The organism is Chungangia koreensis, assembly GCF_042651785.1.
GTDB lineage: Bacteria > Bacillota > Bacilli > Bacillales_A > Planococcaceae > Chungangia > Chungangia koreensis.
Genome location: NZ_JBHSEC010000019.1, coordinates 716,085 through 739,956, shown reverse-complemented (window position 1 = coordinate 739,956; position 23,872 = coordinate 716,085). Strand labels below are relative to the sequence as shown.

At 40.3% G+C, this 23,872-nt stretch carries 25 protein-coding genes; 21 read left to right on the top strand and 4 right to left on the bottom strand.

The genetic code is table 11. From position 1 onward, the window contains the following. Window positions 1-57: 57 nt before the first annotated feature. The 3 genes from ACFOZY_RS12910 to ACFOZY_RS12900 are packed head-to-tail and all read left to right on the top strand — an operon-like array spanning window position 58 to window position 4,718. A complete protein-coding gene (locus ACFOZY_RS12910) occupies window positions 58-1,191 on the top strand; it encodes a THUMP domain-containing class I SAM-dependent RNA methyltransferase (protein ID WP_378156108.1) in 1,134 nt (377 codons plus the stop codon). 55 nt (window positions 1,192-1,246) lie between these two features. After that, the gene (locus ACFOZY_RS12905) at window positions 1,247-3,166 is read left to right on the top strand and encodes an ATP-dependent DNA helicase (RefSeq protein WP_378156106.1); all 1,920 of its coding nucleotides are present in this window, start codon (window positions 1,247-1,249) and stop codon (window positions 3,164-3,166) included. Window positions 3,167-3,215: 49 nt separating this feature from the next. Continuing rightward, window positions 3,216-4,718: a carboxypeptidase M32 gene (locus ACFOZY_RS12900; RefSeq protein WP_378156103.1), complete on the top strand. Its 1,503-nt coding sequence runs from the start codon at window positions 3,216-3,218 to the stop codon at window positions 4,716-4,718. A 126-nt stretch (window positions 4,719-4,844) separates the two neighbouring features. Here the strand turns inward: ACFOZY_RS12900 and ACFOZY_RS12895 are convergent, their stop codons facing one another. Beyond that, on the bottom strand, window positions 4,845-5,300 hold the full coding sequence (locus tag ACFOZY_RS12895; RefSeq protein ID WP_378156099.1) for a chemotaxis protein CheX: 456 nt from the start codon (window positions 5,298-5,300) through the stop codon (window positions 4,845-4,847). Window positions 5,301-5,452: 152 nt separating this feature from the next. Here ACFOZY_RS12895 and ACFOZY_RS12890 point away from each other — a divergent pair, with 152 nt between their 5' ends. The 6 genes from ACFOZY_RS12890 (at window position 5,453) to ACFOZY_RS12865 (ending at window position 13,070) form a co-directional block, all read left to right on the top strand. Next, complete coding sequence (locus ACFOZY_RS12890) at window positions 5,453-9,064, top strand: dynamin family protein (protein WP_378156097.1); 3,612 nt, start codon at window positions 5,453-5,455, stop codon at window positions 9,062-9,064. Window positions 9,065-9,067: 3 nt separating this feature from the next. After that, window positions 9,068-9,880, top strand: a complete 813-nt coding sequence (locus ACFOZY_RS12885) for a sulfurtransferase (protein ID WP_378156095.1) — start codon at window positions 9,068-9,070, stop codon at window positions 9,878-9,880. 169 nt (window positions 9,881-10,049) lie between these two features. Continuing rightward, window positions 10,050-10,742 (top strand): DUF421 domain-containing protein, encoded by a 693-nt coding sequence (locus ACFOZY_RS12880; RefSeq protein WP_378156093.1) that lies wholly within the window; start codon window positions 10,050-10,052, stop codon window positions 10,740-10,742. 19 nt (window positions 10,743-10,761) lie between these two features. After that, complete coding sequence (locus ACFOZY_RS12875) at window positions 10,762-11,352, top strand: metallophosphoesterase family protein (protein WP_378156091.1); 591 nt, start codon at window positions 10,762-10,764, stop codon at window positions 11,350-11,352. A gap of 117 nt (window positions 11,353-11,469) precedes the next feature. Continuing rightward, complete coding sequence (locus ACFOZY_RS12870; protein WP_378156089.1) at window positions 11,470-11,874, top strand: MarR family winged helix-turn-helix transcriptional regulator; 405 nt, start codon at window positions 11,470-11,472, stop codon at window positions 11,872-11,874. A gap of 5 nt (window positions 11,875-11,879) precedes the next feature. Next, window positions 11,880-13,070 carry an MFS transporter gene (locus ACFOZY_RS12865; protein ID WP_378156087.1) on the top strand — a complete coding sequence of 397 codons (1,191 nt, stop codon included), beginning with the start codon at window positions 11,880-11,882 and terminating at the stop codon, window positions 13,068-13,070. Window positions 13,071-13,074: 4 nt separating this feature from the next. Here the strand turns inward: ACFOZY_RS12865 and ACFOZY_RS12860 are convergent, their stop codons facing one another. Further along, window positions 13,075-13,467, bottom strand: coding sequence for a ribonuclease HI family protein (locus tag ACFOZY_RS12860; protein WP_378156085.1), 393 nt, complete (start codon window positions 13,465-13,467; stop codon window positions 13,075-13,077). A 172-nt stretch (window positions 13,468-13,639) separates the two neighbouring features. Between ACFOZY_RS12860 and ACFOZY_RS12855 the strand changes: the two genes are divergently transcribed. Then, complete coding sequence (locus tag ACFOZY_RS12855) at window positions 13,640-13,840, top strand: zinc-finger domain-containing protein (protein WP_378156083.1); 201 nt, start codon at window positions 13,640-13,642, stop codon at window positions 13,838-13,840. Between the two features lie 41 nt (window positions 13,841-13,881). Here the strand turns inward: ACFOZY_RS12855 and ACFOZY_RS12850 are convergent, their stop codons facing one another. Continuing rightward, the gene (locus ACFOZY_RS12850; protein WP_378156081.1) at window positions 13,882-14,091 is read right to left on the bottom strand and encodes a cold-shock protein; all 210 of its coding nucleotides are present in this window, start codon (window positions 14,089-14,091) and stop codon (window positions 13,882-13,884) included. Between the two features lie 156 nt (window positions 14,092-14,247). On the opposite strand from ACFOZY_RS12850, the gene ACFOZY_RS12845 reads away from it, so the two are divergent. From ACFOZY_RS12845 to ACFOZY_RS12800, 10 genes are all read left to right on the top strand, one after another. Next, the gene (locus ACFOZY_RS12845) at window positions 14,248-14,529 is read left to right on the top strand and encodes an HD domain-containing protein (protein WP_378156079.1); all 282 of its coding nucleotides are present in this window, start codon (window positions 14,248-14,250) and stop codon (window positions 14,527-14,529) included. Between the two features lie 77 nt (window positions 14,530-14,606). Beyond that, complete coding sequence (locus ACFOZY_RS12840; RefSeq protein WP_378156077.1) at window positions 14,607-14,885, top strand: HD domain-containing protein; 279 nt, start codon at window positions 14,607-14,609, stop codon at window positions 14,883-14,885. Beyond that, entirely contained in the window at window positions 14,882-16,762 is a 1,881-nt protein-coding gene (locus tag ACFOZY_RS12835; protein WP_378156075.1) for an ABC-F family ATP-binding cassette domain-containing protein, read from the top strand. The genes ACFOZY_RS12840 and ACFOZY_RS12835 overlap by 4 nt, the downstream gene beginning before the upstream one ends. Before the next feature lie 18 nt (window positions 16,763-16,780). Beyond that, window positions 16,781-17,902, top strand: a complete 1,122-nt coding sequence (locus ACFOZY_RS12830; RefSeq protein ID WP_378156073.1) for a conserved virulence factor C family protein — start codon at window positions 16,781-16,783, stop codon at window positions 17,900-17,902. 97 nt (window positions 17,903-17,999) lie between these two features. Then, a complete protein-coding gene (locus ACFOZY_RS12825; RefSeq protein WP_378156071.1) occupies window positions 18,000-18,161 on the top strand; it encodes a hypothetical protein in 162 nt (53 codons plus the stop codon). Between the two features lie 346 nt (window positions 18,162-18,507). Then, window positions 18,508-18,945 (top strand): BrxA/BrxB family bacilliredoxin, encoded by a 438-nt coding sequence (locus ACFOZY_RS12820; RefSeq protein WP_378156069.1) that lies wholly within the window; start codon window positions 18,508-18,510, stop codon window positions 18,943-18,945. Between the two features lie 2 nt (window positions 18,946-18,947). Next, window positions 18,948-19,721: a class I SAM-dependent methyltransferase gene (locus tag ACFOZY_RS12815; protein WP_378156163.1), complete on the top strand. Its 774-nt coding sequence runs from the start codon at window positions 18,948-18,950 to the stop codon at window positions 19,719-19,721. A gap of 180 nt (window positions 19,722-19,901) precedes the next feature. Beyond that, window positions 19,902-20,573 carry a YpjP family protein gene (locus ACFOZY_RS12810; protein WP_378156067.1) on the top strand — a complete coding sequence of 224 codons (672 nt, stop codon included), beginning with the start codon at window positions 19,902-19,904 and terminating at the stop codon, window positions 20,571-20,573. A 116-nt stretch (window positions 20,574-20,689) separates the two neighbouring features. Next, window positions 20,690-21,634 (top strand): thymidylate synthase, encoded by a 945-nt coding sequence (locus ACFOZY_RS12805; RefSeq protein WP_378156065.1) that lies wholly within the window; start codon window positions 20,690-20,692, stop codon window positions 21,632-21,634. Window positions 21,635-21,652: 18 nt separating this feature from the next. After that, window positions 21,653-22,135 (top strand): dihydrofolate reductase, encoded by a 483-nt coding sequence (locus ACFOZY_RS12800; RefSeq protein WP_378156063.1) that lies wholly within the window; start codon window positions 21,653-21,655, stop codon window positions 22,133-22,135. Window positions 22,136-22,226: 91 nt separating this feature from the next. Here ACFOZY_RS12800 and trhA read toward each other — a convergent pair whose 3' ends face one another. Further along, window positions 22,227-22,862 (bottom strand): PAQR family membrane homeostasis protein TrhA, encoded by a 636-nt coding sequence (gene trhA / locus ACFOZY_RS12795; RefSeq protein ID WP_378156061.1) that lies wholly within the window; start codon window positions 22,860-22,862, stop codon window positions 22,227-22,229. A gap of 186 nt (window positions 22,863-23,048) precedes the next feature. Between trhA and ACFOZY_RS12790 the strand changes: the two genes are divergently transcribed. Continuing rightward, complete coding sequence (locus ACFOZY_RS12790) at window positions 23,049-23,864, top strand: GDSL-type esterase/lipase family protein (RefSeq protein ID WP_378156059.1); 816 nt, start codon at window positions 23,049-23,051, stop codon at window positions 23,862-23,864. Window positions 23,865-23,872: the final 8 nt, after the last annotated feature.

Genomic DNA, 23,872 nt, shown 5'->3' with positions numbered 1-23,872 from the left:
TGATGTTGAGGTTAAGAAACGATGTAACCCGAAAAGTTGAAAGGGTGGAATTATGGCATGGCAACTTACCAATTAGTCGCTACAGCTGCAATGGGACTTGAGTCTATCGTGGCAGATGAAGTGAAAGCACTTGGATACGAGACAAGAACTGAAAATGGGAAAGTCTATTTTGAAGGAGACGAGCGAGCTATTGCCCGAGCTAACCTTTGGCTCAGAACAGCTGATCGGGTGAAAATTGTCGTTGGACAGTTCCCTGCAACTACATTCGATCAATTATTTGAAAGTACTAAAGCTATTGCTTGGGAAAAGTTATTACCAGTTGACGCAGCATTTCCTGTTTCGGGAAAATCCGTCAAGTCAAAACTTTTCAGTGTACCCGATTGCCAGGCAATCGTTAAAAAGGCTATTGTTGAACGTTTAAAATTGGCGTATAAACGATTAGGTTATTTAGATGAATCCGGGGCAACATTCAAAGTGGAAATCAGTATTTTAAAAGATGTGGCAACTTTGACGATCGATACGAGTGGCGCAGGTTTGCATAAGAGAGGTTACCGTCAAATACAAGGCGAGGCCCCTTTGAAGGAAACACTTGCGGCAGCTCTTGTTAAAATTACGCGTTGGAATCCCGATCGGCCATTTGTTGATCCATTCTGTGGTTCTGGTACGATTCCGTTGGAAGCGGCGATGATTGGTCAAAATATCGCACCAGGCTACAATCGTGAATTTATCTCTGAAGAATGGCCATGGATGAAAGAATCCATCTGGAATGAAGTAAGGATGGAGGCAGAAGACTTGGCGAATTACGATCAGTCTCTTCAAATTTTCGGATACGATATTGATCACCGAATGGTATCGATGGCTTCTGAAAACGGAGTGGAAGCTGGTTTTGCAGATTTGATCACATGGAAACAGATGCGAGTACAAGATTTCACTACAAACTTAACGGATGGTGTTATGGTCGGAAATCCGCCATATGGGGAACGGATTGGTGAGAAAGAAGAAGTTGAACGGATGATCCGGGAAATGGGCAAAGTTATGAAGAGCTATCCGTCGTGGTCTGTGTACATGCTTTCATCGATGGAAAACTTTGAAGAACTATATGGGAATAAGGCAACGAAAAAAAGAAAGTTATTTAATGGTTTTATCAAAACAGATTTTTATCAGTTCTGGGGTCAGCGATCAGATCGATAACACTAATGACGGAAGGGGATACCTCTTCCGTCATTTCAACTGAAAGGAGATAGAAATGAGACGTTCGATACCTTTTCCTCTATCGAAGGAAAAATCCTTTTTTGAGTCATTGAGTGATTGGCTTGGTGATATCTTTTACGAGGTCTTACCTGAAAAGGATTACGATATCCGAGATGAACAAATCTTCATGTCATATCAGATTGTGAAATCCTTAAAGGAGAAAAATACATTATTTGCAGAAGCTGGAGTTGGAACAGGTAAAACCATTGCGTATTTATTACCCGCAATCGCTTATGCACGCTACACTGGGAAGCCTGTGTTGGTTGCCTGTGCAGATGAAACGCTGATCAATCAATTGGTCAAAGAAGGCGGAGATATCGACAGAATTCAACAAGCACTGAATTTGGAGATGGATGTACGTCTTGCGAAGTCCAGGAATCAATATCTTTGTCTAAAAAGACTGGAGGAGGCTGAACAAACTTCACCTGAAGAGTTCGTCTTCGACATTAAAAACTCTCTACCCCCCTATGTCAATGGAAATCAGGTTTTGAGCTCTACAACACCATACGGAGACCGCAGTTCTTTTTCAGATATTGAAGATGCACAGTGGTCGAAAGTGAATTTCAATGCTGTACAACAGTGCAATGTTTGTGATTTGCGAAATCGGTGCGGCCAAACTCTACACCGGAATTTCTACAGGGAATCATCTGACTTAATCATTTGTTCACAAGATTTCTTAATGGAGCATCTATGGACGAAGGAATCGCGAAAGCGGCAAGGCCAGCTTCCCCTTTTACCTGAAGTGTCGATGATGATTTTAGATGAAGGGCATTTACTGGAGTTTGCAGCCCAAAAGGCATTGACTTACGAAGTACAGGAAACAACGATTCTTAATCTTCTTGAGCGTGTTATGGTGGATGATATCCGGGAAAAAACGCTGCTGTTAATGGAGCATCTGATCGAACAACACATCGCCTTCTTTGATCTTTTGAAAGAATCATCCGAAGGTGTCGAATTAGAACGGAAAAAAATAAACAAGAATGAAAAGCTATTATCGCTTGGGAAAAAGATCATCCGAACAGTAGATGATTTGCTTGAGGAATTCGTTTTTGAAGCCGAATTGTATGCTATCCCTGAATACGACTTGCGTATGGCTGAAGAATACTTGGAGCAATATTCATTTTCATTAAATTTATTCATTGAAAATGGCGATGCAATCGATTGGTTGCAAACTGGTGATGAGTTTGAGACATTAACGATCATGCCGCGTCTTGTGACAGATATTTTAAATGAAAAATTATTTTCACTGAAACTGCCTATCATATTCTCCTCTGCCACTTTATCTGTAAATGGAGATTTCTCTTATTTGGCAACTAGTTTAGGAATTGAGTCACATCAATCATTCTCAGTTCCTTCACCTTTCGATTACGAAGAAGTCATGTCTATATATGCGCATCATGCTGGATCAGAAAAGAATCAAACAGTGGAGAGATTACTTCAAAAGCAAGAACAGTCATTACTATTGTTTAAATCCAAATATGACATGTTGCAGTTTAAACAATTTGCAGAAACAAACGGCTTACAAGGAATAGCATTCGAAGGAATTCGAGAGCTTTCCACTCTGATCAAAGAGTTCCAAAATGGTGAATACCAGACCCTTTGTTCCTATCATTTATGGGAAGGCTTGGATTTACCTGGTGAAGCCTTGACAAGGGTTATCATTTTCGATTTGCCGTTTCCACCGAATGATCCGATATTCGAAGCCCGTAGAAAGTTTGCTGAGGATTCGTTCCATGATGTCGATTTGCCATATATGCTGCTAAGACTTCAACAAGGGATAGGCAGACTTATAAGGACGGCTAATGATCGAGGGTCCATCCATCTCATTTTGAATGATTTTGAAATGGAACTACAAAAGCGCTGGGAAGATATTTTACCAGTTACCATCTCACACGAAAAATCGTCAGTAAAGTAAGAAAATTATGGTAGAATGAAGGGGTAAACAGAGAAAGTGGGGGATGGCTGTGTCTATTGAACAACGATTTATGGATTACGTAAAGAAGATGTCTGCTTACAATGAAGCTCTATCAGTTTTGTATTGGGATATGAGAACCGGAGCACCAAAAAAGGGGCTTGATCGACGCTCAGAAACTGTCGGAGTGTTATCAGGAGAGTTATATCGGATGTCCACTTCGAACGAATTGGACCAAATGCTTACGCAACTCGAGGAACAAAGGGATGAACTCTCTCCTTTAATCAGTAAAACGGTTGAAGTAGAACGTAAAAATTATAACCTCAACAGTAAAATTCCTGAGAAGGAATATGAAGAGTACGTGGTGCTATTATCTAAAGCCGAATCCGTTTGGGAAGAGGCCAAGGAAAAATCCGATTTCGCGATGTTCGCTCCTTATTTGGAAAGAATTGTTGAAACTGACAAACGATTCATAGAATATTGGGGAATTAAAGACGGTAATCCGTACAACACACTTTTAGATCAATATGAACCGGGCATGACAACTGAAATTCTGGATGAAGTTTTTGCGGATTTACGCAGTAAGATTGTTCCGCTCGTTAAACAAATTGCAGAATCAGCAAACAAACCGGATACAGACTTTTTAGCGAAAAAGTTTGCGAAAGATCAACAAGAAAAATTCAGTCATGAATTGCTTAAGCAGCTTGGCTATGATTTTGATGCAGGGCGCCTGGATGAAACAGTTCATCCCTTCCAAATTACGCTGAACCGTGGGGATGTTCGAATTACGACAAAGTACGATGAAAACGACTTCCGCTCAGCCATTTTCGGAACAATCCATGAATGCGGGCATGCATTATATGAACAGAATGTTTCCGAGGAATTGGACGGGACGCCGTTGTCCACCGGTACGTCTATGGGAATACATGAATCTCAATCATTGTTTTATGAAAACTTCATTGGTCGGAACGAAAACTTTTGGATTCATAATTATCATCTTTTGCAGCAGCATTCTCCAGAACAATTTGGAAATGTGGAGCTTGGGGATTTCATTAGGGCAATTAACGAATCCAAGCCTTCTCTAATCCGTATTGACGCTGATGAATTAACATACCCGCTCCACATCATGATTCGCTATGAGATTGAAAAAGGTCTTTTCAATGGAAATCTACAGGTTGCCGATCTGCCACAAATCTGGAACGACAAGTACGAAGAGTATTTGGGAATCCGCCCTGAAAGTGATGGGGAAGGTGTTCTTCAAGATGTCCACTGGTCGAGCGGTCTATTCGGATATTTCCCATCATATGCGTTAGGCTTTTTGTATGCTGCGCAATTGAAAGCGGCAATGTTAAAAGATATTCCGAACTTCGATGACCTTTGCAGAAGTGGAGATTTCGCTCCGATCTTGAGCTGGTTAACAGAAAAGGTCCATCGTCACGGCAAGATGAAAGAACCACTTGAAATCTTGCAGGAAGCGACAGGTGAGGGACTAAATGCGGAACATTTAGTAAACCATTTACGAAGTAAATATGAAAAAGTTTATCAACTGAACTAAAAAAGAACCGGCACGCAGATTTTGTGTGCCGGTTTCTTATGATTTTTCATAGTTTTTATAAAGGTGAGTATAACAAAAGAAGGTTGTCCTGCGAAGCACATACCGTGCCACAGGACTACCTTCTTCTTATTCTTCGTCAATCGTTAGTAGAATATTCATCGTTCCTGCTTGATCTATTTGAACAGGTAGCTTGAATGCATGTGTGAAACCGTAGAATTTCGTTTTTCCGACCATCACAGTTGGAGGCGTAATATCAAGTTTCATATCGCTGCTCTCTACGATTGTACAAAGGTTTCCGGCAATCATATTTCCTAATTCACCTGTAAATGATTCCAGCATTTCACCTTCGATGGCCATACCAAACATGGACTGGCCAATCGATCCAAACACTTTTTCCGTCGAGTTGATGATAATTCGGCCTTTAATATCCCCAATCATCCCGATTAGTACACCGATTTCATCCTGTTCGAATGGTTGTGCCATAAGACTTGGTGGCTGGACATTAAGTTCAAATGGCAAAACGGATTTCAAAGAATTAATCGTGCCATTCAAAACAGTCTGGACATGATAGGATGAACTCAATTGTACTCCACCTTTTTTAAAAATTCTTATTAAGTTTAGCATGTTCAATAGGTATAAGGAAGTTCTTTTGTCGAAATTTGTAGAAAAATCTCGGGCGGAAACAGAAACATGATATGATGTTTTTATAATGAAAAAGGAGTTACTTAAGCCTCATGAATACATACGAAGAAAAATCCAAGACCATTCTGGACCAAGCATCTTTATTAAAAGCATTATTCCAGGAGTCGGGAGATCAAGAACGAATTGGCAAGATAGATTTATTCGCTGAAAAAATTGTGAAACGTGAATATACAATTGGATTTGCCGGTCATTTTTCTGCAGGGAAATCAAGTATGGTGAACGCTTTAGCCGGGGAGGAATTGCTTCCTACTAGCCCGATTCCCACTAGTGCAAATATCATTAAAGTAAAAAAGTCTGACGAGAACTACGCACTTGTTCATTTTTCAGATGGGCGGACAGTCCGATTTTCAGGTGAATATGAACTAGCTACTGTTAAGGCTCTTGGAAAGGATGGGGGCACTGTATCCCAAATAGAAATTGGTCATATGTCCTCAAATCTGCCAGCTGATGTCACGTTTATGGATACACCTGGGGTAGATTCTACTGATGATGCCCACCGTGTTTCAACCGAATCCTCACTGCATCTGGCTGATATCGTTTTCTATGTAATGGATTATAACCATGTTCAATCCGAATTGAATTTCCAGTTCACAAAGCAACTAATGAAGTATAACCCGAATGTGTATTTAATCGTTAACCAGATAGATAAGCACCGTGAAGACGAATTATCGTTCGAAACCTTTAAGGAAGTTGTGGCAAATTCATTTAGTGCTTGGGGAGTTGAACCGAAGGGGATTTTCTATACATCCTTAAAAGAGAAGGAATTTCCCGAGAATGATTTCCCCACAGTTCGTTCGCTGATTTTAAATAGTTTTCGAAATCTCGATGATGAGATTATCCAAGGGTCCGAAGGTATCTTGCTAAAGCTGAAAGATGAACATCTTCAGTATTTGGAAGAAGTAAGAAATGAGCGGTATGAACAATCATTGTCGATCATTACCGAAAAAGAGTGGGAAGAACGGAGTGAACTTATAGAGCAGTATCAAAAACTGTCGAAACAAGTGGAACTCCTTTCTCCGGAAGCATGGGTTAAAGCATTTGAAGAGAAACGTATTGACGTGTTCAAAAAAACTTCCTTCATGAATTATGAACTTCGTGAGTTGCTACGATTATACATGGAAGCAAAGCAGCCTGACTTTAAAGTGGGTCTCTTATTCAGCGGCAAGAAAACAGAGGAAGAACGGAACCGGCGCTTACAGGACCTTTACGATTTATTGAAAAAGGAAGCCCATTCTAACATGGCCGTTCACGTGTTGGATATAATGAAAACTTCGTTAAAAGAGATTGGTTTACTATCTGAGGAGAAATCTTTGGAAATCGGCAAACTCGATCTATCCATTCCAATCATACGTATGGAAGAGGTAATCGGAACCCCAACAGTTACGACAGGTGAAACTGTTTTGAATATGTCCGAGCGCTTAACAGAAGCAGTGAAAAAGTGGATGAAAGATCAGACGGACCAATGGAAATCTACAATGGCAGAGGAAATAGCCAAATCTGAAATAAGCGACGTTCAATTGAACGCGAAAGTAAACATTTTAAAAGAGAAAGTGTCTATCATTCAAGCGGTTGAGAGCGTGGAAGATTCCATTCGGGTGTTCAACAAACAAATCCAAGCACCTTCTTTAGAATTTCTAAAAGTTAGTCGATCCATCTTATCGGACTGGCTTTTACAATATGGGAAAGTATTGAATGACTTTGAAGCATTTAATCCAAACATGATCAAATTAGCCGATGAGGAAGAAGCCCAAGATGATCACTTGAAACTTTCCACTAAAACTCCAGAGCATTCTACAGAATCAACGATGTTAGAAGCGATGAAAACTGCAAATGTCTTGAAAGAAGTTAGTGGTTTTGGTGAGATTGCTCAATATTTAGAAAATAAAGCAGAACGTTTGCAGCATCAGGAATTTACAATTGCCTTGTTCGGAGCATTTAGTGCAGGGAAGTCTTCCTTCTCGAATGCTTTGCTCGGTTCATCCGTTCTGCCGGTTTCCCCAAACCCGACGACTGCGACCATTACTCGCATTAAACCGGTAAAGGGAGGCAACCAAAATGAAACGGCGGATGTAACTCTAAAAACGGTTGAACAGATGACTGAAGATGTCAGCCGTTCCTTTGCGGAATTGAACGTAAAGGTTCAATCTTTGGAAGATGCGTTTGCAAAAGCACCTGCAGCTTTGAACGCAAAAGGGCTTGATGAAAAAGCACATATCCATAAAGCCTTTGTATCTGCATTTCAAGAGGGGTACCCTCAATTTAAGGAACAGTTAGGAACAGTGATTACCACTGGCAAGAAAGGTTTTGAATCCTTTGTAGCAGAAGAGAAAAAAAGCTGTTTTGTCGATGTCATTGATTTCTACTACGATTGCGAATTGACAAGAACCGGGGTAACACTTGTTGATACGCCTGGAGCCGACTCGATTAATGCCCGTCATACTGGGGTAGCATTCGAGTACATTAAAAATGCGGATGCGATTCTCTTCATCACATATTACAACCATGCATTTGCACGAGCAGACCGTGAGTTCCTTATTCAATTAGGACGGGTGAAAGATGCCTTTGAACTCGATAAGATGTTTTTTGTCGTAAATGCAATCGACCTCGCCTCAAGCGCAGAAGAAGCTGAGGAAGTAAAGGGTTATGTTCGTAGCGAATTACAGCGGTTCGGCATCCGTTTCCCGAAACTTTACGGCGTTTCCAGTCTTCGTTCATTGCATGAGAAGATGCACGGAAGAATATTAAATGAAGAGATGGAGCAATTCCAAGAAGATTTCCTTCGATTCCTATCAGAGGATCTGCGTATGATGGCTGTCCAATCATTGCATGAGGAAACCGAAAAGGCTGTAGAACGTCTTGAAACCCTTATTCGGTCTACAGAAGAAAATTTGAAACGTAAAGAAGATCGTTTAGAGGAACTGAATCAAATCGAGAATACATTTGAACAAATATTAACGAATATCCCAACGGCTGCAATGGTCCAAAATGTGGAGCGGGAACTGAGTGAGCTTCTCTATTATGTAGTTCAACGGGTCTATTACCGCTATCCGGACTTCTTCCGAGAAGCGTATTACCCTGGATTATTTTCAAGGCATAAGGCACAGCAAGCTTTAGAAATCGCTTTGAAGGAAGTCCTCCAAATGTTAAGTTTTGATTTTGAGCAAGAAATGCGTGTCACCAATTTACGAATTGGAAGGCTGAATGATCGCATGATAGGTGAGAGATTCAAGGAAAAAACAATTGAGTTGAAGGAATTAAATCCTTCCTTCACCTTCCCGCCTTATGAAACGAGTGAACAGGAAACACTCAACTTCCAAGGACCATTCAAGGACGTTGCACCTTACCAAAGTGTGAGGTCAACATTCCGTAATAGTAAAGCATTCTTCGAGCAAAATGAGCGGGAAAAACTTAAAGAAGCGTTAGAAGCTCTTACAAAGCCGGACGCAGAAGCTTATGTGGACGAACAAAAGGAGAACATCCTGGAATGGTCGCAGCAGTGGTTAGAAAAGGAAACCATCGGTCTAAACAAGTATTTGCTGAAATTAGCCTCTGCTCAAATTTCTACAGAGCGTGAACTGTTGAATGAAGGAACTGCACTGGATCATTGGAAAGAAGCGTTCAAGAAATTGAATCGGAGGGGATAAATCATGAGTACACCGTTCATATCCTTAAGTGACATCCCGAAAGGCAATGTAAAATGGATCGACTGCCGTTTTTCACTTCAAGATCCAAGCCGTGGCGTAAAACAATATGAACAGGAACATGTTGCCGGTGCTGTACATTGGGATCTTGAAAAAGATTTGTCGGACATGTCCTCTGAATTAGGAAGACATCCGATGCCTTCCCAGTCGGACTTGAAGGAACTGTTTGAGCGCTCTGGACTTCACCAAAATGATTTCATTGTTCTATATGATCATGGCGGTGAGCCTTTTGCGCCGCGAGGCTGGTTCATGTTAACCTATGCTAACTTTAAAAATGCTTATATCTTGCATGAAGGGTGGGAGGAGCTGAAAAGGTCTTCCCTTCCTCTCGATTCTTCTATAGCCCAACCAGTACAGAAGCAGTTGGACATCATTTGGAATGAAGATATTCAAATGAGTAAAGAACAGGTAAAAGCAGTTGTATCAAAAAATTCAGGTGGATTGTTAGTAGATGCACGTTCAGAAGAACGTTATTTCGGTGAATATGAACCGATTGATCCAATAGCTGGACGTATTCCAGGAGCGCTTAACTATAATTGGGAGCGTTTGAAAGAAGCGGGAAGATTCAAGAAAAGTGATCCGAACTTAAAAGCCGCATTAAAAGAAGAGGAACCGATTACAGTTTACTGTGGCAGTGGTGTTACAGCCGCTCCTCTTTTTGCCATGTTAAAACAATCCGGTTATTCTGATGTGAAGCTCTATGTAGGTGGTTTTAGTGATTGGATTCGCACTGAACGAATTGAAAAGGGCCGTTCATAAGTATCACCCGGCCTTTGACTTGAACGGACATATCATGCGTCGGAATCTTGAAATTAGCTGGTCTCTTACGTCATGGGGGACAGCTATTTTCATTTTCACCTCCAATTAATGGATTGCTTCATTAAAAGTAAACCAGGGTATAGGACTTCTATGTGAGGAGGTCATTGGCATGATGTATATCGAAATAGCTTTAAAGTTGTTAATCGGAATGCTGGGGCTTTTAGTAGTAGTTCGGCTCCTCGGAAAAAAAGATTTAGGAGAATTCACTCCATTTGATATCATTTATACACTTGTACTCGGTGGTATTGTTGAAGAAAGTTTATTTGATGATAAAGTCAAAGTTCATCATTTAGTTTTTGCTTTGATCTTATGGGCACTTGCCATCTTTATCATTGAATATATAGCTAAAAGGAGCGAAAAGGCACGAATTCTTCTGAAGGGGGAACCTGCAATCATTATTTCTGCAGGGAAGTTCAATCTCCATGAGTTAAAAAAGAACCAGCTTGAAATGGAACAAATCCGTACGATGCTTCGCCAACAAGGCATTTTTTCTCTTCGGGAAATACGTGATTTATATATTGAGCCAGGTGGTACTGTCAGTATTAATAAGTACGCCAAATATAATAATGTAACAGCCGAAATGCTTAATTTAGAGCCTAAACAAGAAATACCAAGTCATCTATTGATTGATGAAGGAGAAATTAATGAGGCAAGTTTAAAAAACTTAGGTAAAAACCACGATTGGCTTGTTGAACGACTTCAAGAAGAAGGTTACTCGAAAATCGAATCCATCATTTATTGTGAGTGGTCTGAAGTAGATGGGTTTTTCTTGAAATCATATGATGAATCAATTGATCAATAATTTATGTGGAGGAAGTTAAATGCAGTTTGCAATGTTAGGAGATCTTCACTCCTCTATTAACGATACACAATCGGTGTTAAACCATATAAAGGAAATTGCACCGAGTTCAGAGATAATAGGACTCGGTGATCTGTACGAATGTGTGATCAGTAAAACGCGAATTACGGAGCGTTTTAATAGCATAAATGATGTCATGGCACGTCCGAATGGATTTGAAGAACTGTTAACATTTCCTTCGGTAAGAGGGAACCAGGAAGAAAGAATTGAAATCATCATGAGTGGAAAAGACCCTTTGTTGGAACAAATAGTTCAATACCCTGAAGTAATTGAAATACCTGGTGCTAAGGTCATTCACGGGCATCAATGGGAATGGTCAGGAAATCCATGGCTCCCTTTTATACCATTTGAACATAACGAATTAGTCTTCTTTGGACACAGTCATCGAAGTGCCTATTACATGGATGGTGACTGGAAAGTGCCTCAATTTGGGATCACTTATGAATTTAAAGGTAAAAAAGCAGGGATTAATGTAGGTTCAGTGATCGATAACCGTGAATGGGTGCTATTTGACTCAGATACCCAATCCGTCACTTTTCAAAAAGCAAAGTAACAACAAATGAAAAAGAGCCGATGAGCTCTTTTTTTCTTTTATTCTTTACAAATTTCGCAAAGCGAAATATAATAGATAAATAATTACTTACCTAAGTAAGTATATGAGGAGGTAAGGATGAATCCTTTACTGCATGAAATGTTTCAAACTGTTCGGGTGTTATCTAAAGAGTTGAATGAGGAATTAAAGAAATATGATTTATTTCACTCACAGTGGTCCATTTTGTTTTGCATTCAGAACAACGGACCGATGGCGATCTCAGCCATAAGCAAGTACTTTAATGTGGAGGCGCCAACTATTTCAAGAACAGTAACCCGACTTGAGCAATTAAACTTGGTGGAGAGGCATGAAGGGGAGGACAAGAGAGAGAAGATTGTCCATCTTACAGAACATGCTCTGCTACAACTCAATGAAATAAGTGATTCTGTTGTTCGCTTTGAAGAAGGAGTCATTAATCGGATTAGCGTTGAAGAACAGGAGATATTACGAAATATACTGTTAAAATTAAAAATAGAAGGATGAACGAAGTGGAAAAGAATAATAAAGCAATTTGGACAAAACGGTTCATCAGTCTATTCTTTACAAATATAACGATCTTTTTGACGTTCTATGGACTGGTAACAACTTTACCTCTATTCGCAATAAACGAATTATCCCGTTCGGATGAAGAGGCAGGACTATTATTATCAATCTTTCTTGTATCAGCAATTATCGTAAGACCATTTACCGGTAAACTATTGGACTTATTTGATAAAAAGAAAATGCTCTTAACGAGCTTGGTCATTTACACAGTTTGTACTATTTTATATATTTTTATCGAGCCATTTGGACTGTTACTCGTATTACGGTTCTTCCAAGGAATTTGGTTTAGTATTGCGACTACCGCCACTGGTTCCATCGCGGCTGATATAGTTCCACCTGAAAGAAGAGGGGCAGGTCTCGGATATTTCGTTATGTCGACAAACCTCTCCATCGTTTTAGGACCGCTTGTCGGTTTATTTGTGGTTCAGCATTTCAGCTATGATCTGCTCTTTTTAACATTAAGTATTTCTCTCATTATAGGCTCGTTAGCTGCCCTTTCCATTAAATTGATGCCAGAAGAACAATACAAACCTGCAGAACGCAATTTCAAATTCACATTGAATGATTTGTTTGAACGTAAATCTATGCCGGTGGCTCTTGTTGCATGTATTACATCGTTTTCCTACGCCAGTGTACTTTCTTTTGTTTCCATTTATGCTGAACAGAAGGGATTAATAGAGATCGCTACATTCTTCTTTGCAGTCTATGCAGCAGCGATGATTCTTTCTCGACCATTTACTGGCCGTATTTTTGACATGAAGGGTCCAAGCTATATTATCATCCCAGGCTTCATCTTATTTGGCGGGGGATTGCTTTTGATGTCATTCATAAACAATCCCTTCATGTTCCTGTTATCTGGTGTACTGATCGGATTAGGCTATGGAGCACTTGTGCCAAGTCTTCAAACAAAAGCTGTACAGGATGCGGGTCCTCATCGTAGCGGTTATGGAACTGCGACATTTTTCACATTGTTCGATTTGGGGATGGCGATCGGTTCCTATGTACTTGGAATGATTGCAGCCAACTTTGGGTATGAGAATCTTTACTTTACAGCGGCACTCGTCGTTATTGTAGCTTTGCTTTTCTATTTAATAGTCGCCCGCAGAAGTGCTGGCCAACTGAAAAACAACGGGTAAATCATCACCCGTTGTTTTTTTGGATTGCTTCACGTGCCAACTGATCTGCAGCTCCATTTTCTTCATCCCGAATCCATTTGATGAAGAAGAAGTCGAATCCATTTGCAATTTTCAACGCCTCATCCAAATATCTTTTATATTCCTCTTTTTTGACGTACTCCTTTTCAACAGCTGTGACAACTACTTGGGAATCAGAACGTATTGATATAAATCCTTTTGATAATTTCTCTGCTTCTTGTACCCCACGCAACAGCGCCATAAATTCCGCTGTGTGATTATCCGTGATCCCAACCGGTTCAGAGATTTTGACGATATGGCCTTCCCCTTTAATGTAGACACCAATTCCACTTGGTCCTGGATTACCGGCACTTGCTGCATCTATATAAACTTCAAGCATAGTAACACCTCATTATGATAAAAAGTATAGTTAACGTTCAAAGTGAAAGCTGACTTAAGAGGCTTTTAAAAATTTTATCATTTTCTTCAAAATCCAGGTCCGTAAACAAAGAACTTGAATACAATTCTAAAGTGGTAGTAAAATAATAAAATGCTGAATCTGAGGTGAGTCAATGGATAAATCATCGGTAATGATGGAAATAGATGAATTGTTATTGAATTATTGCGAAGAATGTTTTTTAAAGAAACAGAACAAGCTTGATCTTGGAAAAAAAGCGGCTCACCGTTTCTGCATTGAACAATGTACAGTCGGGGAACAGCTGAAATTTTTAGGCCAAGAACTCAATAAAGTCAAAAATGAACGACAAAAATAAAGTACCCGCTGGAAGCGTCCCAGCGGGTTTCATTATGTCATTTAACTCATCTCTAATTTCAGGACATTGGCTGCTTGTGGGCCGCGATTCCCTTCGATAATTTCAAAGGAAACTTCCTGCCCTTCTTCGAGAGTACGGAACCCTTCACTTAAGATGCCGGTAAAATGCACAAATATGTCTTCACCGTCACTCGATTCGATAAAGCCATAGCCTTTCTCATTACTGAACCATTTCACTTTACCTACATTCATGTTCTGTTCCTCCTCGCCATCAGCTTCAATGTCATCTTTCCCATAGAAAAGCTGCCCATTGCACCATACAATGGATGGCTTTACTATATAGTAAAAGAATAAGTTCGTCAATCATAATGAAAGTATTTTCAGAATAAGCAAACAAAGGAGGACAATATGACAGATCAAATAGAAAAATTCAGGGGATTAGTACGATCCGTTTACGATCAATTTGATGCAAGCCATGATTGGCAGCATATTGAACGAGTATGGAATAACGCCCAAATCATCTTGGAAGATGAACCGGAAGCGGACAGATTCACTGTCGAAATTGCGGTTCTTCTCCATGACGTCAGCGATCCGAAGTACGCTGGCCAAGACGGCAAATCTAAGGAAAAGGAATTACTTTTAAAACTTGGTCTAACAGAAGAAGAAAAAAAAAAATCCAGCAAATTATAGCTTCCGTTTCGTTTAGCGGCGGAAATGAGCGGATCGCTCAAACGATTGAAGAGAAGATCGTTAGAGATGCCGATCGTTTGGATGCAATAGGAGCGGTAGGGATTGCCAGGACATTTGCATATGGAGGTGCAAAGGGAAGAAAACTCTACGATTTTGAAGAAGCAGCTCGGAAACAGATGTCGGAGGAGGAATATAGAAACAAGCAAACCGCAACGCTTACCCATTTTTATGAAAAGCTATTATTGCTGAAAGATTTGATGACTACCCCTAAAGGGAAGCAAATGGCTGAAGAACGGCATCTATTTATGGTATCATTTTTACAGCAGTTAATGAAAGAAGTGAATGGAACGACATGAGCCATTTAATCGTATCCGGCTTAACTAAGACAGTCGGTGATAAGACATTATTCAAAAATATCGAATTTACTAGTTATTCCGGGGAAAAAGCGGGTCTTATTGGTATTAACGGAACTGGAAAATCCACTCTTCTATCGATTATTGCAGGGAATGAACCAGCAGACTCGATCGAAATGGATCACCCGAAAGATTATAGGATTGCCTATTTACCACAGGATCCTGAATATAATGCAGACATGACTGTTTTACAAACAGTTTTTAGCGGAGATTCCCCCTTGTTGAAGATAAATAGGGAGTATGAAGAGACATTATCGTCAATTGGTGAAAATGAAACTCCAGAGTTAATCGAAAGGCTTATGAAGCTGCAAAGTGAGATGGACAGGCAAGGCGGTTGGGATATCAACTCTCTTGCAAAAACCGCTTTGACGAAACTGGGGATCGATACATATGACAAACGGATGGGGGAACTCTCTGGTGGTCAAAGAAAACGGACGGCGTTAGCTAAAATCCTCATCGAACCGGCTGACTTACTTTTGCTGGATGAACCGACGAACCATTTAGATGTTACAGCAATCGAGTGGCTTCAAGATCAATTAAGCAAGACTGATAGTGCGGTTATATTCGTTACCCATGATCGGTACTTCCTGGACGCAGTATCCACCCATATTTATGAGTTAGCCGATCAGACCCTCTATTCCCATAAAGGGAATTATGGTGATTATATTGAGGCGAAAGCAATCCGGGAAGAAATGGCTGCCTCTACCCAGCAAAAACTGCAAAACCGCTTCCGTTCAGAATTGAAATGGATCAGAAGAGGGGCCAAAGCAAGAACGACAAAGCAGAAAGCCCGTATCCAGCGTTTCGATGAACTAAGTAGTCAAGTTGTAAAAGGCGACGATTCTACCGATCTTCAAATGAATTTAACAACAACGCGTCTCGGCAAGAAAGTGATTGAAGGAATAGCACTTTTTAAAGAGTTTGGCGAACAACCACTCATTCAGGATTTTTCATTTCTTTTGCAACAAGGTGACCGGATTGGAATCGTAGGTCCGAATGGGGCAGGTAAGAGTACCCTTCTTAAAATGATTGCAGGAAGCATAGTCCCTGATTCGGGAGAGATTGTAGTCGGTCCAACCGTTAAAATTGCACATTTTTCGCAGCACTTGCCACCCATGGATGAAAAGATGAGAATGATTGAATATGTAAGGGAAAGTTCGAATGATATTGTAGCATCAGATGGCACACGGCATTCAGCTGCTCAAATGCTTGAACGTTTTCTCTTTCCGCTGAATGTCCACGGTACTCCTATAGGGAAGTTGTCAGGCGGAGAACGTAAACGTTTATACTTGCTCAAACTTTTAATGGAGCAACCGAATGTTCTGTTGCTCGACGAGCCGACAAACGATCTGGATATACAAACACTATCTGTTTTGGAAGAGTTCATTGAACAATTTATGGGAGTCGTCATTACCATTTCCCATGACCGTTTCTTCTTGGATCGTACAGCGAAGAAGCTATGGGCACTTGACGGTAAGGGAAATATTGATTTGTGGCTAGGGGTTTATACAGATTACTTATTGGAAAAGTCTTATGAAAAGACTGAGAAAGTCGAGAAAGTCCAAAAGGAACAGCCAAAACAGGAACGAAAAAAAGAACGCAAGAAGTTGAGCTTCAAGGAACAGAAAGAATGGGAAACTATTGGCGATGAAATCTCCAAGGTTGAAGAAACCATCAGTTCAGTTGAGGCTGAAATAGACGGAGCGGGAACAGATTTTACTTTACTTCAAGAGAAAACGGAAGAGTTAAGCAGATTAAATGAGCGGTATGAACAACTGATTGAAAGATGGGCTTATTTAGAAGAATTGTCTGGATCTTAAAATTGGGAGGGAAAAAGGATGAATATTCTCACTGTTGAACCTACACCAAGTCCGAACTCGATGAAAATAGTGGTGGATCAGGAGCTTCCTTTCGGGGTGAGCCATAACTACAAAAAAGAAGAGGCTGAAAGTGCGCCTCCTATCATTGCATCGATACTTTCGATAGAAGGAGTAAAAGGCGTCTATCATGTTGCGGATTTTCTTGCTGTAGACCGCCATCCTAAGTATGAGTGGGAAACGATATTATCTTCAATTCGTGAAGCTTTTGGAGAATCTGGTGAGAAAGGTTCATCCGAAGAGAAGATTGATGAGCATTACGGAGAAGTATATGTTCATGTTCAACAATACAAAGGGATTCCTCTTCAAGTGAAGGTCTTCGACGGTACATCGGAAGAACGATTCGGATTAAGCAACCGGTTCGTTGACGCGATGAACCAAGCGATGGACCCGGATGATGAGAACTACATTCTTCAACGCAAATGGGCCGACTATGGTGTCCGCTATGGTGATAAAAAAGATATTGGTGAAAATGTACTTAAAGAAATCGAAGCGGCTTATACAGATGATCGCTTAAAAGAACTAATTCAAAATAGCAAAGAGAAAAAGCAAGCTGCTCCGGTCGGACGTAAAGTGACATTAGAGGAATTCATGAACGATGATTGGCAAACACGTTATCGACTGCTTGATCAAATGGCCGATCCAGATGTAGAAGACCTTCCTTTGTTGGATAAGGCGCTTGAAGACGAACAGATGTCTATCCGCCGGTTAGCTACAGTTTACCTTGGAATGGTCGATCATCCGGACGTTGTTCCATTTCTTGAAAAAGCTTTGAAAGATAAGAGCGCTTCTGTTAGAAGAACTGCCGGTGACTGTATGAGTGATTTGGGGTTCGAGGAATTTGAAGACGCCATGATAGAAGCGTTAAAGGACAAAAACAAACTTGTCAGATGGAGAGCAGCGATGTTCCTCTATGAAACTGGAACAGAAAAATCTTTGCCTGCTTTAAAAGCAGCAGAAGATGATCAAGAGTTTGAAGTGAAACTACAAGTTAAGATGGCGCTTGCTCGTATCGAGGAAGGCGAGGAAGCAAAAGGATCCGTTTGGAAGCAAATGACTGAAGCAAGGAAAGCCGGTAAATAATCAGCCTCTCATGCTTAAACTGTATTGAGGAATTCTTTTCGAACCGAATAGGATAGGGAGAATACACTATATAGAGTAGAACGAGTGAGGTGGGGAGATGAATCCGAGCGGAGTTTCGCCTGAGACAGAAATAGCGGGGCCATTATTAATCTTTATTGGTGCGGCAATCAGTTTTATTGGCATCAGCATTAACTTTGCAGTTGCATTACAAGAGTATCGATCCGGTGTAAATAATCCTACAGCGTACCCACCATATTAGATTGGTGAAAAAAAGCTATTTAATCTAGCTGAGTGATACTTAAGAGTCAAGACTTCTTCAATTTTTGCAAGCAAGTGGATCACCCCAATGCACATGTATGTAACGGGGAGTATTACCCTGCTTGCTTGCTTTTATTTTCAATGTGAACCTTGGTATTCACTCAGTGAACTGGAATCTTATTGAAATCATGTTCGTGGATCTTTTGAAATTTTTTTACTTTAGATATGATCGTTTGGGAACGTTCGCAAGTAGAATGCCTAAATCATTGTAACTAAAACTCCAGTAGATCTTCATTTTGGACGAGCTTAGTTAAGAAATAAAAGCAATAGAAAGGAGATTAAATAATATGAACGCGTACGATGAGTATATGAAGGGAATTGTTCAACCGATGAGGGAGGAGCTTGTGAATGTTGGATTCACAGAGTTGACCACAGCTGAAGAGGTGGACAATCATATTGAAAACGCTAAAGGCACTTCAGTCGTAGTAGTAAATTCTGTTTGCGGTTGTGCAGCTGGTCTTGCTCGACCGGCTGTTAGGGAAGCAGTTGACGAATTAGAAGTGAAACCGGAACACTTAGTAACGGTGTTTGCCGGACAGGACCGAGAAGCGACAGAACGGATGCGTAGTTACTTTGAAGAAGTTCCTCCAAGTTCACCTTCAATCGCTATTTTGAAGGACGGAAAATTAGCTTATTTTATTCCTCGTGAGGAAATTGAATATAATGAAGTTGAAGAAATTAAGGAACATGTAAAAGAAGGAATTAAGAAGGTTTCCCAGTCTTGACCATGATTGTTACGACTGCAGGAAGACCAGACGAAGAAAGTATGGCTCTTGCCAAGGCTGCGTGCATTAAACTTAGCCTTCCATTTAAGGATAGAAAAAAACGATCTGTCTCTGCTATGATTCAAGAATACGGAGCAGAAATATTGGTGGCCGGAAAGAATCGCTATGCTTTTTATACTTCAACCGAGAGTGAGCCATTCTTCTTTCATCCCAATTCTGCTGCGTTTAGGCTAAAGCGGATGATGAAAGGGGAAGTGGATCCTTTTGTCGAAACTGCGGGAATTGACAAAGGAGATACAATTTTGGACTGTACACTTGGCATGGGTTCTGATTGCATAATTGCATCGTTCGCTGCCGGAGCTCAAGGAAAAGTCAGAGGTTGTGAAGTCCATCCCGTGATTGCATTTATTGTGCAAGAGGGCCTGAGGCTTTATAAGGATGGAAGTCAAGAGCTTTTAGAGGCTATGAGAAGGATTGAAGTGATTCCAAGGGATTCACTTGAGTATTTGAAGGAACAGCCGGACAAAACTGTAGACATAGTCTATTTAGACCCAATGTTCGAAGAAGTCATTGAGGAATCAGACAATTTTCAATCGTTACGGGCAGCAGGCTTTCACACCCAGCTTTCAGAGGAATGGGTAAATGAGGCGAAACGGGTAGCTCGTAAAAGAATTATCCTTAAAGCTCATTTTCGTTCAGATCTATTTGAGCAATTTGGCTTTGAACGTAAGGTAAGGCTTGCATCTAAGTTCCATTATGGGACCATGACCATATAACAAAAAGAATCTGTTCGTTCCATATTGGAACAGAACAGATTCTTTTTGTTTTCTCAGTCAGTGAAATTTAGAGAAGTCATATAAAGTAACATTGCCAAAAGTCCTAGTGGAATTAAAACATCCATGAAGAAATCCTCCTTTTTAGAAAAAAACAACAAACACTTTTAATGTTATTGTACAATGAAAAATAGAAAGATGAAACCATTTCGCTACGGAAAACGTAGTTATTCAATAGAATCGGTAACAAATCGTACACAATGGGCGGGTGCTGAAAAAATGAAAAAATGGATTCAAAAAACATTGATTTTAGCTGTGGCTTTATTGACCTTTGGTGTCATTTCACCGAGCCATGCCATTTGGGAAAACTTGCTTGAGGATAAAACACATGAATCAAAGCATTTCTCTGCTGAAAAAGAACCTTATTATCCAATCATCGAAGCAACAGAAGAACCTTCGTTTTTGAGTCAGGCAAAAACTGCCGCAAAGGAACAATCTTACATAAAATTCGGTTCAAAGATCGGACCGGTTATCGAGGATGAATTTAATGATGTGATCTTGCCAAAAATTGAAGAGGCAATTGAACTATCATTAACACCTTTCGTAGAAGAACAACCGCAAACGTTAGCGATTACAGAAAAGCCTGCTGGAGATTATTCCGAGAAGATTTTTCATATTTATGATACTACTACAAAAAAGGATGTCATCCGTTTCCATGTCCGTACGCTTAAAAAACCACAGGACGGTTATTTCTTCAGTTTCCATTACCATACAGCAGACGACCAATTTTCTAAGCATTATGCTTTAGGCGATATTTATTGGTCTAAGAACACACCGCCTAAATGGTTATCATAAACCTAAAAAGGAATCTGTAGTTCTCTTTACAGATTCCTTTTTATTATTTTGGAGGACAGCTTTCGACAAATTTAATACTTTCGTGCATAATTAAAAGTAAAAATGGGGTGAGCCGAATGGAGCAATATTTACAATTATGCCGCCATATTTTGGAGACAGGCACTAAGAAGGAAGATCGCACAGGTACCGGTACATACAGTGTGTTTGGCTATCAAATGCGCTTTGATTTGGATAAAGGCTTTCCACTGATGACAACGAAGAAAACGGCTTTCCGACTAATCGTATCTGAACTTCTTTGGTTCTTAAAAGGCGATACGAATGTCAAAACACTGATAGAAGAGCGCAACCCGATCTGGGATGAATGGGCGTTTGAAAAATGGGTGAAAAGTGAAGTTTACCACGGTCCGGACATGACGGACTTTGGCCGTAGGGCAGCTGTAGATGAGGAATTCAAACAAGTGGTAGACGAGCAAATGATTATTTTCCGTGAAAAAATCCTTTCGGATGAAACCTTTGCACTTACATACGGTGATCTTGGTCCAATTTATGGAAGACAATGGCGTTCGTGGCCGACTACAGACGGGAAGACAATCGACCAATTACAAAAAGTAATTCACCAAATTAAAAATTCACCGGATTCCAGACGTCATATAGTGACTGGTTGGAATCCGGAATTCGTGGATGATATGGCATTGCCTCCTTGCCATACGTTGTTCCAATTTTATGTGGCGGATGGCAAATTGTCCTGCCAGTTATACCAGCGGAGTGCAGATGTATTCTTAGGAGTGCCGTTCAATATTGCTTCTTATGCCCTTCTTACACATTTGATTGCGAAGGAATGTGGACTTGAGCCAGGAGAATTTGTTCATACTTTAGGGGATGCCCATATTTATTCCAATCATGTAGAACAGGTGAAAGAACAGCTGCAACGGGAACCGCGTAAATTACCAACGTTGGTCATTACGGAAGAAAAAGATTCAATTTTCGATTTGCAGACTGAGGATATAAAGGTTGAGGGATATGACCCGCATCCGAAGATTAAAGCACCGATTGCTGTGTAATCGTCTGGAGGAGAAGCTATGATATCGTTAATCGTCGCTCATGACGTGAATTTCGTGATGGGAAAAGATAATAAAATGCCTTGGCATATTAGAGAAGACCTTGCTTATTTCAAGAAAATGACGATGGGCAAGGCGATGGTGATGGGACGTAAGACCTTTGAGTCCATCGGAAAGGCGCTTCCTGGCCGACTGACTGTAATTGTTACGAGGAATCCTAACTATGAGGCGGAAGACGCGAAAGTCGTTCAAGATTTCGAAGAAGCTTTAAAAACCGCTTCAGACTACGCTGATGAAGTAATGGTCATCGGCGGAGGGGAAATCTTCAACTTAGCTCTTCCGTTAGCCGATCGGTTATACGTTACGCTGATCGAAAAGGAATACGAAGGGGATACGTTCTTCCCGAATTATGGGGATGAATGGAATGTTGTAAAGGAATCCGAAGAAAAAGAAAATGAAGATGGCACCCGTTATAAATTCTTAGTCTATGAACGGTCTCAATAACCATTCAAAATAATCTCTATGAACAAATGGAAAGCCTCCAAACTGTAAAAGTCAGGAGGCTTCCCTTTATGGTTGTACGTTGAATTTATATTTAGACGTAAAACAAAACACAAAAATACATGAATGCACTACCTGCTACGACGAATAGATGCCAGATTGCATGATTGAACGGAAGCTTCCGCCATGCGTAAAATATGGAACCGATCGTATAGAAGATTCCTCCAGTCACTAAAAGTGACAAACCTCCAAACGAAATCTCTGCGTAAAGGGGCTTAATCGCAATTATGATGAGCCAACCCATCAACACATAAAAGATGAGCGATACAAATTCAAAACGATGTATGAAGAAACACTTAAACAAAATACCTAAAATTGCGAGTCCCCATACAATCCCGAACAAGGTCCAACCGAGAGCACCATTAAGGGATACTAAAAGAAAAGGTGTATATGTGCCTGCGATCAATAAGTAAATAGCAGAATGGTCGAGTATTGAAAACACTCGTTTATATTTTGCCGGCATACTATGAAGTAATGTCGACATGAGATACAGTAGGAACATCGTCGTTCCGAAAATGGTAAAACTAACGATATGTTCGACAGTACCCCGATCGATAGCAAAGACGATCAGTACAACCAATGCTGGAATACTTAGAACAAGGCCAATTCCATGGGTGATCGCATTCCATATTTCTTCTTTCCAACTTTTATAGTCAAATGCCTCGGACAAATGAACCCCTCCTTTTGTTTAACTATACTAAAATAATGGTTCAAAAGCGAAGATTTCCACTAAAAATAAATACCTTTTGTCCATTCCACTTAAACATTTCATATTGGAAGGGAATTTCATATAGATTGAAGAATAAGGGAATATGGCTGTTTACACTCATAATCCGGATTTAAGGGAGATGAGAGATTGAAAAAAATTCACGGATTAATAATAGGGCTTTGTATCATTCTATCCGGTTGCAGCCAAGAGGGTATAGTACCTCCAGATGTAGCTGTGCATCCGCCCATTAGCTTTACCAAATGGGAAATTGCACCTTATTTTGTGCCGAAAGATATATCTGTAGTCGCTCTCGGTGATTCATTAACGGAAGGTGTCGGGGATGAACTTAATAAAGGCGGATACGTAGGACGATTATCTACACATATGAGCAGCTGGAAAGGCGTAAAGGACGTACAGCTCGAAAACTTAGCAAAACGAGGCAGAAGAAGCGATCAGTTATTAAAACAACTAAAAGAAGATGAGTTCTCTAAAACCGCTCTTATGGGGGCGGACATTATTGTACTAACGGTCGGCGGAAATGATATGATGAAAATTGTTAAACGGGATTTTTTCAATTTGACGAAGGAACCGTTCTATGAAGAACTCGTCAATTTTGAAAAACGTATGTTGGATACGGTTCATGAAATCCGACTATCTAATGCCCGTGCACCGATTATTATGCCCGGTTTATATAACCCTTTTTCACTTGTAACAGATGAAGTGAACGGATTTCAAGAGATTATAGGAGATTGGAATTCAGTATTAGAAGGGGTTGCAGAGCTCGACGGCAATGCATGTTATGTACCGGTAACAGACCTATTCGAATCAAATGAACATATGGTGTATCATAAAGATTTTTTCCATCCGAACGGCTATGGTTATCAGTTAATGGCTGATCGGATTATCGAAAGCTTAGGAGAATGCAGTTTATACGATCTGACAAATGGGGAAATGGATTTTTAAGGAGTTGA

Excerpts from the sequence above, each read along its gene's own strand:
- ACFOZY_RS12910 (WP_378156108.1), top strand. The coding sequence starts at position 58 with ATGGCAACTTACCAATTAGTCGCTACAGCTGCAATGGGACTTGAGTCT.
- ACFOZY_RS12905 (WP_378156106.1), top strand. The coding sequence starts at position 1,247 with ATGAGACGTTCGATACCTTTTCCTCTATCGAAGGAAAAATCCTTTTTT.
- ACFOZY_RS12890 (WP_378156097.1), top strand. The coding sequence starts at position 5,453 with ATGAATACATACGAAGAAAAATCCAAGACCATTCTGGACCAAGCATCT.
- ACFOZY_RS12885 (WP_378156095.1), top strand. The coding sequence starts at position 9,068 with ATGAGTACACCGTTCATATCCTTAAGTGACATCCCGAAAGGCAATGTA.
- ACFOZY_RS12880 (WP_378156093.1), top strand. The coding sequence starts at position 10,050 with ATGATGTATATCGAAATAGCTTTAAAGTTGTTAATCGGAATGCTGGGG.
- ACFOZY_RS12875 (WP_378156091.1), top strand. The coding sequence starts at position 10,762 with ATGCAGTTTGCAATGTTAGGAGATCTTCACTCCTCTATTAACGATACA.
- ACFOZY_RS12870 (WP_378156089.1), top strand. The coding sequence starts at position 11,470 with ATGAATCCTTTACTGCATGAAATGTTTCAAACTGTTCGGGTGTTATCT.
- ACFOZY_RS12860 (WP_378156085.1), bottom strand. The coding sequence starts at position 13,467 with ATGCTTGAAGTTTATATAGATGCAGCAAGTGCCGGTAATCCAGGACCA.
- ACFOZY_RS12855 (WP_378156083.1), top strand. The coding sequence starts at position 13,640 with ATGGATAAATCATCGGTAATGATGGAAATAGATGAATTGTTATTGAAT.
- ACFOZY_RS12850 (WP_378156081.1), bottom strand. The coding sequence starts at position 14,091 with ATGAATGTAGGTAAAGTGAAATGGTTCAGTAATGAGAAAGGCTATGGC.
- ACFOZY_RS12845 (WP_378156079.1), top strand. The coding sequence starts at position 14,248 with ATGACAGATCAAATAGAAAAATTCAGGGGATTAGTACGATCCGTTTAC.
- ACFOZY_RS12835 (WP_378156075.1), top strand. The coding sequence starts at position 14,882 with ATGAGCCATTTAATCGTATCCGGCTTAACTAAGACAGTCGGTGATAAG.
- ACFOZY_RS12830 (WP_378156073.1), top strand. The coding sequence starts at position 16,781 with ATGAATATTCTCACTGTTGAACCTACACCAAGTCCGAACTCGATGAAA.
- ACFOZY_RS12825 (WP_378156071.1), top strand. The coding sequence starts at position 18,000 with ATGAATCCGAGCGGAGTTTCGCCTGAGACAGAAATAGCGGGGCCATTA.
- ACFOZY_RS12820 (WP_378156069.1), top strand. The coding sequence starts at position 18,508 with ATGAACGCGTACGATGAGTATATGAAGGGAATTGTTCAACCGATGAGG.
- ACFOZY_RS12815 (WP_378156163.1), top strand. The coding sequence starts at position 18,948 with ATGATTGTTACGACTGCAGGAAGACCAGACGAAGAAAGTATGGCTCTT.
- ACFOZY_RS12810 (WP_378156067.1), top strand. The coding sequence starts at position 19,902 with ATGAAAAATAGAAAGATGAAACCATTTCGCTACGGAAAACGTAGTTAT.
- ACFOZY_RS12805 (WP_378156065.1), top strand. The coding sequence starts at position 20,690 with ATGGAGCAATATTTACAATTATGCCGCCATATTTTGGAGACAGGCACT.
- ACFOZY_RS12800 (WP_378156063.1), top strand. The coding sequence starts at position 21,653 with ATGATATCGTTAATCGTCGCTCATGACGTGAATTTCGTGATGGGAAAA.